This window comes from Mesorhizobium sp. WSM4820 (genome assembly GCF_055811075.1).
Genome location: NZ_JBVVQN010000019.1, coordinates 125,681 through 133,599, shown reverse-complemented (window position 1 = coordinate 133,599; position 7,919 = coordinate 125,681). Strand labels below are relative to the sequence as shown.

Annotated in this window: 6 protein-coding genes; 3 read left to right on the top strand and 3 right to left on the bottom strand. The window is 63.4% G+C overall.

Translation table 11 applies throughout. The annotated features are described in order from the left end of the window. Positions 1 to 144: 144 nt before the first annotated feature. Positions 145 to 1,053 (bottom strand): LysR family transcriptional regulator, encoded by a 909-nt coding sequence (locus AC0L2R_RS26565; RefSeq protein WP_473512413.1) that lies wholly within the window; start codon positions 1,051 to 1,053, stop codon positions 145 to 147. A gap of 137 nt (positions 1,054 to 1,190) precedes the next feature. Between AC0L2R_RS26565 and AC0L2R_RS26560 the strand changes: the two genes are divergently transcribed. Beyond that, entirely contained in the window at positions 1,191 to 2,369 is a 1,179-nt protein-coding gene (locus AC0L2R_RS26560; protein WP_473512411.1) for an MFS transporter, read from the top strand. A gap of 39 nt (positions 2,370 to 2,408) precedes the next feature. Beyond that, positions 2,409 to 3,443 carry an aldo/keto reductase gene (locus AC0L2R_RS26555; RefSeq protein ID WP_473512409.1) on the top strand — a complete coding sequence of 345 codons (1,035 nt, stop codon included), beginning with the start codon at positions 2,409 to 2,411 and terminating at the stop codon, positions 3,441 to 3,443. 332 nt (positions 3,444 to 3,775) lie between these two features. On the opposite strand, the gene AC0L2R_RS26550 is transcribed toward AC0L2R_RS26555, so the two are convergent. Then, positions 3,776 to 4,048, bottom strand: a complete 273-nt coding sequence (locus AC0L2R_RS26550; protein WP_027154578.1) for an usg protein — start codon at positions 4,046 to 4,048, stop codon at positions 3,776 to 3,778. Positions 4,049 to 4,353: 305 nt separating this feature from the next. On the opposite strand from AC0L2R_RS26550, the gene acs reads away from it, so the two are divergent. Then, positions 4,354 to 6,309 (top strand): acetate--CoA ligase, encoded by a 1,956-nt coding sequence (gene acs / locus AC0L2R_RS26545; protein ID WP_473512407.1) that lies wholly within the window; start codon positions 4,354 to 4,356, stop codon positions 6,307 to 6,309. Positions 6,310 to 6,368: 59 nt separating this feature from the next. Here the strand turns inward: acs and AC0L2R_RS26540 are convergent, their stop codons facing one another. Next, positions 6,369 to 7,637, bottom strand: coding sequence for a class I SAM-dependent methyltransferase (locus AC0L2R_RS26540; RefSeq protein WP_473512406.1), 1,269 nt, complete (start codon positions 7,635 to 7,637; stop codon positions 6,369 to 6,371). Positions 7,638 to 7,919: the final 282 nt, after the last annotated feature.

Below are 7,919 nucleotides of genomic sequence, written 5' to 3'. Positions count from 1 at the left end.
GACGAAGTCAGCGCGCTGCCATCCGAATATCCGGGCTGGATGCTCGAGCGCCAGGCGGCTGGCCGGCGTCCGGCGCCCTTTGCGGAGAAGAAGTAAATCTCAGCTTCGATTTCGGAAGCCGGCGGGCTCACGATCTTCTTGGGCTCAGCTCAGCCGGACCGTCTCGACCAGAAAGTCGAGAAAGGCCCGCACTCGGGCCGGCAAATGTTTGCCCTGGCCGACGTAAACAGCGTGGGTAAGCTCCTCGTCGCCTGGGTTGAAGTCCTCCAGAAGCGGGACCAGCCGGCCGGCGGCGATGTCGGGCTCCACATGCCAGCGTGCCAGCCGGGCGATGCCAGCGCCCGAGAGCGCCATCAGCCGCATCGCCTCGCCGTCGCTGACCAGCGTGTTTCCGGTGATCGGGACGATGAAGGCCTCGCCGGCCGCGCCGACGAAGGGCCAGCCGTCGACATGGCGCACGAAGCAGAAACCCATCCGATTGTGATGATCGAGATCGGCCGGCGTTTGGAGCGCGCCATGCGTCCTGATGTACGATGGCGCGGCGACGACGACCAGCCGGCTCTGTCCGAGCTTGCGCGCCACCAAACGTGATTCGCCGAGCGGCCCGGCGCGGATGGCGACATCGGCGCGCTCCTCCATCAGGTCGATGACATTGTCGGTCAAAACCAGATCGATGGCGATTTCCGGATAGCGTTCGAGAAAGCGCGGCAACAGCGGGATCAGCCGGTGCTGCCCGAACGGCACGTAGCTGTTGACCCGCAGCCGGCCGCGCGGCGCAGCACCAGCCGCCGCCTCGCGCTCGGCTGCCGCCATGTCGGCCAGGATGCGCACGCCGCTGTCGAAGAAGGCCGCTCCCTCCGGTGTCAGTTGCAGCTTGCGAGTCGAACGGCTGATCAGCCGCGCGCCAAGCCGCGCCTCAAGCCGCGCAATCAGCTTGCTCACCGCCGACGGCGTCATCCGCAGCATCCGCGCCGCAGCCGAAAAACTGCCCGCTTCGACGACACGGACAAACACTTCGATCTCGCCGGAGCGGTTGATGTCGGGCCTCGCCATTCGTGAATCTATTTCACAGACAATGTGCCCGACGCAAGGCTGGTTCACAGCACATGGCAACACGATCTTCCGGGTCGGGGCGCAGGAGGACACGGCGTCCTGTCGTCAAAACTGCTGTCACCGGAGTGGGAACCGCAATGCCTCTTGCACTTTATGCTCTCGCCGCCGGTGCGTTCGGCATCGGTGTCACCGAATTCGTCATTATGGGCCTGCTGCTCGACGTCAGCACCGATCTCGGCGTCTCGATCTCGGCCGCCGGCCAGTTGATCTCCGGCTATGCGCTGGGCGTCGTCATCGGCGCGCCGCTGCTGACGATCGCCACCGGCCGCTGGCCGCGCAAGACCGTGCTTCTGGTGCTGATGGCGGTCTTCACGCTGGGCAACCTCGCCTGCGCGCTGGCCCCCGACTACTGGACGCTGATGGCTGCCCGTGTGCTCACCGCCTTCGCCCACGGCACCTTCTTCGGCGTTGGTGCGGTGGTTGCGACCGGGCTGGTCGCCCCCAACAGGAAGGCCTCGGCGATCGCCCTGATGTTCACCGGCCTGACCATCGCCAACATCCTCGGCGTGCCCTTCGGCACCTGGCTCGGCCAGGCCTTCGGCTGGCGGGCGACCTTCTGGGCTGTAGCCCTGGTCGGCATCGTCGCCTTCGCCATCATTCTCCTGCCGGTGCCCCGCAGCCCGGCAGCGCTGGAAAAGAGCGACCTGCGCGGCGATCTCGCCGTGCTCGGCCGCGCCCCGGTTCTGCTTGGCTTCGCCACCACCGTGCTTGGCTATGCCGGCGTCTTCGCCGTCTTCACCTATATCGCCCCCTTGCTGACCGAGATCACCGGTTTTGCGGAAGCGGCGGTGTCGCCGATCCTGCTTGTTTTCGGCGGCGGCCTCATCGCCGGCAATCTCGCCGGCGGCAAGTTCGCCGACCGCTGGCTGGTGCCTTCCGTCCTCGGCAGTCTCGTTGTGCTGGCGCTGGTGCTCGGCACGATGACCTTCGCCCTGCACAGCCGGGCGATGGCTGTCATCCATGTCGGCCTGCTCGGCGCCGCCGCCTTCGCCACCGTAGCGCCGCTGCAGATGTGGGTGCTGGAAAAGGCTGAAGGCGCCGGCCAGAGCCTCGCCTCGTCCTTCAACATCGCCGCCTTCAACCTCGGCAACGCCGCCGGCGCCTGGCTCGGCGGCATGGTCATCGCCCATGGCCCCGGCCTTGGCGCCATCACCTGGGTCGCCGCCCTGCTGCCGCTCTCGGCGCTCGCCGTGGCGTGGCTGGCGCTGCGTCTCGATCGCCCGACGCTTGGCGAGCCGGCATCTGCCCGCACGTAGCAACCCGACGAACCCCCTTAGACATCACAGGAGAAAAAGATGGATTATCGACGTCTTGGCGCCTCGGGCCTGAAGGTTCCGGCGCTCTCGTTCGGCGCTGGAACCTTCGGCGGCTCGGGGCCGCTGTTCGGCGCCTGGGGCAACAGCGATGCGACGGAAGCGCGGCGGCTGGTCGACATCTGCCTGGAGGCCGGCGTCAACCTGTTCGACACCGCCGACGTCTATTCGAACGGCGCTTCCGAGGAAGTGCTCGGCGCAGCCGTCAAGGGCCGCCGCGATGCCGTGCTGATTTCGACCAAGACCTCGCTGCCGATGGGCGACGGACCCAATGATGCCGGGTCCTCCCGTTCGCGCCTCATCAACGCGGTCGAGCACGCGCTCAAGCGTCTCGGCACCGATTACATCGACCTGCTGCAGCTGCATGCTTTCGACGCCGCAACGCCGATCGAGGAGGTGCTGTCGACGCTGGACAGTCTCGTGCGCGCCGGCAAGCTGCGCTATGTCGGCGTCTCCAACTTTTCCGGCTGGCAAGTGATGAAATCGCTCGGCCTGGCGGACAAGCACGGCTACCCGCGCTACGTCGCCCATCAGGTCTACTATTCGCTGGTCGGGCGCGACTATGAATGGGAGTTGATGCCGCTCGGGCTCGACCAGGGCGTTGGCGCGCTGGTGTGGAGCCCGCTCGGCTGGGGCCGGCTGACCGGCAAGATCCGCCGCGGCGAGCCACTGCCGGAAAAAAGCCGGCTGCACGACACCGCAAGCTTCGGGCCGCCGGTAGAAGACGAGTTGCTCTACAGGGTTGTCGATGCGCTCGAAGCCGTGGCCAGAGAAACCGGCAAGACCGTGCCGCAGATCGCCATCAACTGGTTGCTGCAGCGGCCGACCGTCGCCTCCGTCATTATCGGCGCGCGCACCGAGGAACAGCTGCGCCAGAATCTTGGTGCCGTCGGTTGGTCATTGACATCCGACCAGATCAAGACGCTCGACGCAGCAAGCGCGGTGACCGCAGCCTATCCGTATTTTCCGTATCGCCGGCAGGAGGGTTTTGCCCGGCTGAGCCCGCCTGCGGTCTGAGAGTCGCGATCGCTCGTTCGGGTGACCATCATAAACATTCGGGACTTGCCGAAGCCTCCCCAACTTCGTGATCCCTGGGCGAAGCAGGAGCGAAGCTCCGTCGCGGAGACCCTGGGATCCATGCCATAACCTTGGCCGTAGGGTGCAGCGGAGCAGAATTCGGCACCGCAGCGGCGCTTTGAAGTCACGGCATGGATCCTGGGGTCTGCGCCGCGTCGCTTCGCTCCTTGCTCCGCCCCAGGATGACGAAGCTCCGAGATGTCTCCGCCAATCACCAAGGCATGCGGAATCCATCATGCAAGCAGCCCGCCAGAACATCCTGCGCCGTTGCCCTAATGCAGCACGAACTCGCCATCGAGCTTCCGCCACTCATTGGGCGCGATCAGCTTCTGGTGCGTATAGCTCACCGAATGCAGCGGGCCATCGAGCTTGGTCTGCCAGAACTCGATGAACCGGATCAGCACCGGAAATTTCGGAGCGATGTCGTAGTCCTGCCAGATGAAGCTCTGCAGCAGATGCGGATGATCGGGAAAATGATAAAGGATTTTGGCCGTGGTCAAGCCATAGCCCTTGAGCATCAGGTCCATTTCGGAATGGTCACGCATCGCGGTCCCCGGTTGATTCTCCTTCCTCCCAATTTGAAATTGTGCCCGCAATTTGCTTAATCGTCTATTGATATTTCGTAGTTAGAGGCCGGATTTCCGACACAAAAACATGCAGTTAGCAGCGATCGTGGTCGAGTGCTGATAGCGGCAACTCAAACCTCTGCGGCATCCCGCCGCGCGAATCCAACGTCTAATGTTGCCGTCACCGCGGAACTGTTAATAATGCGCGCGAATTCGCGGCCGCTTCGCCGTGATGCCGCCGGCGGTCAAGCCGGGCGGCCTGGTTTCGGGAGGAAAGCAAAGATATGTCCGAGGTTCATGTCCATCGCGTCCAGCCGGCGTGGAAGAAGAATGCGCTGATCGATAAAGACACCTATTTGAAATGGTACGCCGACAGCGTGAAGAACCCGGACAAGTTCTGGGGCAAGCACGGCAAGCGCATCGACTGGTTCAAGCCCTACAGCAAGGTCAAGAACACCTCCTTCGACGGCAAGGTCTCGATCAAATGGTTCGAGGACGGCGAGACCAATGTTTCCTGGAACTGCATCGACCGGCATCTGAAGAAGCGCGGCGATCAGACCGCCATCATCTGGGAAGGCGACAATCCCTACGACGACAGGAAGATCACCTATAACGAGCTCCATGCGCATGTCTGCCGGCTCGCCAATGTGATGAAGAAGCACGGCGTCAGGAAAGGCGACCGCGTCACCATCTACATGCCGATGATCCCCGAAGCCGCCTATGCGATGCTTGCCTGCACGCGCATCGGCGCCATCCATTCGGTGGTCTTCGGCGGCTTCTCACCGGACGCGCTGGCCGGCCGCATCGACGACTGCAAATCAAGCTTCGTCATCACCGCCGACGAGGGCCTGCGCGGCGGCAAGCCGATCCCGCTGAAGGACAACACCGACAAAGCGATCGAGATCGCCGCCAAGGCCGGAACGAAAGTCGAAAAGGTCGTCGTCGTGCGCCGCACCGGCGGCAAGACCGGCTGGGTGGCCGGACGCGACGTCTGGTACCATGACGAGATCGCGACGGTTAAGGCGGAATGCAAGCCGGAGAAGATGAAGGCCGAGGACCCGCTGTTCATCCTCTACACATCGGGCTCGACCGGCAAGCCGAAGGGCGTTCTGCACACCACGGCCGGCTATCTCGTCTACGTCTCGATGACCCACCAATATGTCTTCGACTATCACGACGGCGACATCTACTGGTGCACCGCCGATGTCGGCTGGGTCACCGGTCACAGCTATATCGTCTACGGGCCGCTCGCCAACGGCGCCACCACGCTGATGTTCGAAGGCGTGCCGAACTATCCCTCGCAATCCCGCTTCTGGGAGGTCATCGACAAGCACAAGGTCAACATCTTCTACACCGCGCCGACGGCGTTGCGCGCCCTGATGGGCGCCGGCGACGCCCATGTCGCCAAAACCTCGCGCAAATCGTTGCGCGTGCTCGGCACAGTCGGCGAGCCGATCAATCCGGAAGCCTGGGAGTGGTATTTCAACGTCGTCGGTAACGGCAAGGTGCCGATTGTCGACACCTGGTGGCAGACCGAGACCGGCGGCATCCTGATCACGCCGCTGCCCGGCGCCACCCCGCTCAAGGCAGGTTCGGCGACGCAGCCGTTCTTCGGCGTCAAGCCGCAACTGGTCGACGGCGACGGCAAGGTGCTGGAAGGCGTTGCCAGCGGCAATCTCTGCATCGCCGATTCATGGCCGGGCCAGATGCGCACCGTCTATGGCGACCACGAGCGCTTCGTGCAGACCTATTTTTCCACTTACAAGGGCAAATATTTTACCGGCGACGGCTGCCGCCGCGACGCCGACGGCTACTACTGGATCACCGGCCGGGTCGACGACGTCATCAACGTCTCCGGCCACCGCATGGGCACGGCCGAGGTCGAATCGGCGCTGGTTTCGCACGAGAAAGTCTCGGAAGCCGCCGTCGTCGGCTACCCGCACGACATCAAGGGCCAGGGCATCTACTGCTACGTCACTTTGATGGCCGGCGAGAAGCCGGACGAGGCGTTGCGCAAGGAACTTGTCACCCACGTCCGCAAGGACATCGGCGCCATCGCCACGCCCGACAAGATCCAGTTCGCTCCGGGCCTGCCGAAAACCCGCTCGGGCAAGATCATGCGGCGGATCCTGCGCAAGATCGCCGAGGACGATTTTGCCGCGCTCGGCGATACCTCGACGCTGGCCGACCCGGCGGTCGTCGACGACCTCATCGCCAACCGGCAGAACAAGCGGGCATAAGAAACATCCGGTCGACGGTCGTCGGAAACCCCATCGGATGAAATCGGCTCGCTGGCGCTCTACTGATAAAGGTCCGCCCGCGTCGGCGGCAGTCCGCTCGGGCCCCGCGCGCGCTTGGTGACGACGGTCTGGAAAATCTGCGCCGAGGCGCGTTCGAAAGTAATCGAACAGCCGGTGAGATAAAGCAGCCAGAGGCGCGCCTTGGCTTCGCCGACCTCGGCGATCGCTTCGTCGAAGCGTGCGTGGAGGCGCTCGGCCCACAGACGGCAGGTGCGGGCGTAGTGCTCGCGCAAATTCTCGACATCGTAGACAAGAAAGCCGTGCGCTTCGAGATTGCCAAGCGTCATGCCGATCGTGTCGAGTTCGCCGCCGGGAAAGATGTATTTGATCAGCGCTTTGAATTCCGGGCCCTTGCGCAGGGTCTTCTTGATGCTGCCCTTGTCGCGCCGGGTGATGGCGTGATGCAGATAGATGCCGCCCGGCTTGAGCAGGCGACGAATGGTCGAGAAATAGGCGGCGTGGTTGGCCAGCCCCAGATGCTCGAACATGCCGATCGACGAGATCTTGTCGAAGGAGTCGGACAGCTCGGCATAGGACTTTATCTCGATGGTGATGCGATCCTCCAGTCCCTCAGCACGGATGCGCTCGCGGGCGAGCTGGGTCTGGGCTTCCGACAGCGAGACGCCATGGCCGACGACGCCGTAATTTTTCGCGGCATGGATGAGCATGGCTCCCCAGCCGCAGCCGATGTCGAGCAGCCTTTCGCCGGGCTTCAGCCGGAGCTTGCGGCAGATATGATCGAGCTTGTCTTTCTGCGCCTGGTCAATGTCATTGGCGAAATCGGTGAAATAGCCGCAGCTATAGACCATGCGTTCATCGAGGAAGAGCCGGTAGAAGGCGTTCGAAATGTCGTAGTGGTGCTGGATTGCTTGCCTGTTCGACCCGCTGACGAAGGGGTTGCGCCCGGAAAGGTCGGTCCGCGCCGTCATCTGTTTTCTCGAAAACAGCACGGCCGGCAGGTCGCGCAGGACCGCGAGCTTGGGCAACGACTTGAGCTTCGCCCTGAGCTTGCCCTGCGCAGGCAGAGCGTAGAAATCGAACAGCGACCCGTCTTCCACGTCGATGGTCTTGGAAATCCACATTTCGATCAGCGTCGAGAGGTTGGGCCGCCGCATCACCTGCCAGACGATGTCCTGGTCGTTGATGGTGACCACGGGGCCGGTGGCGGGGCCGATCCGCTCGCCGTTCCACAGCTTGACCGCGAAACCCGGCTTCAACGTCTCGATAACCGTTCGAACGATCCGTGCGGCTCTCTCGGCTGCCTCCATCCCCGTTCCTCCTGCTCAGCCCCTGACGGTCCGGCAGCGACATTGCCTGTCCGATCGGATAGCCGCAAGCAGTTAGCGGCAAACGCGCACCGCATTTTCACGATGGCGCCTTGCCATTTGCAGATCGACACCCCATCATGAGGGCGTGTTCAACAAATCGAAAGGAGGTGATCCGATGTCGAGTGATTTCGTTTTCCAGAACGTGGCCTCAGCGGATTGCACTTTCGGGAAGCAGTCTTCCCGTTAAGGCGCGAGATGCGCGGCTGGCGACGCCTGTAGCGC

What these genes read in the sequence shown, in the direction of transcription:
- AC0L2R_RS26555 (WP_473512409.1), top strand. Translation starts at nt 2,409, where the DNA reads ATGGATTATCGACGTCTTGGCGCCTCGGGCCTGAAGGTTCCGGCGCTC.
- AC0L2R_RS26550 (WP_027154578.1), bottom strand. Translation starts at nt 4,048, where the DNA reads ATGCGTGACCATTCCGAAATGGACCTGATGCTCAAGGGCTATGGCTTG.
- AC0L2R_RS26565 (WP_473512413.1), bottom strand. Translation starts at nt 1,053, where the DNA reads ATGGCGAGGCCCGACATCAACCGCTCCGGCGAGATCGAAGTGTTTGTC.
- acs (WP_473512407.1), top strand. Translation starts at nt 4,354, where the DNA reads ATGTCCGAGGTTCATGTCCATCGCGTCCAGCCGGCGTGGAAGAAGAAT.
- AC0L2R_RS26540 (WP_473512406.1), bottom strand. Translation starts at nt 7,637, where the DNA reads ATGGAGGCAGCCGAGAGAGCCGCACGGATCGTTCGAACGGTTATCGAG.
- AC0L2R_RS26560 (WP_473512411.1), top strand. Translation starts at nt 1,191, where the DNA reads ATGCCTCTTGCACTTTATGCTCTCGCCGCCGGTGCGTTCGGCATCGGT.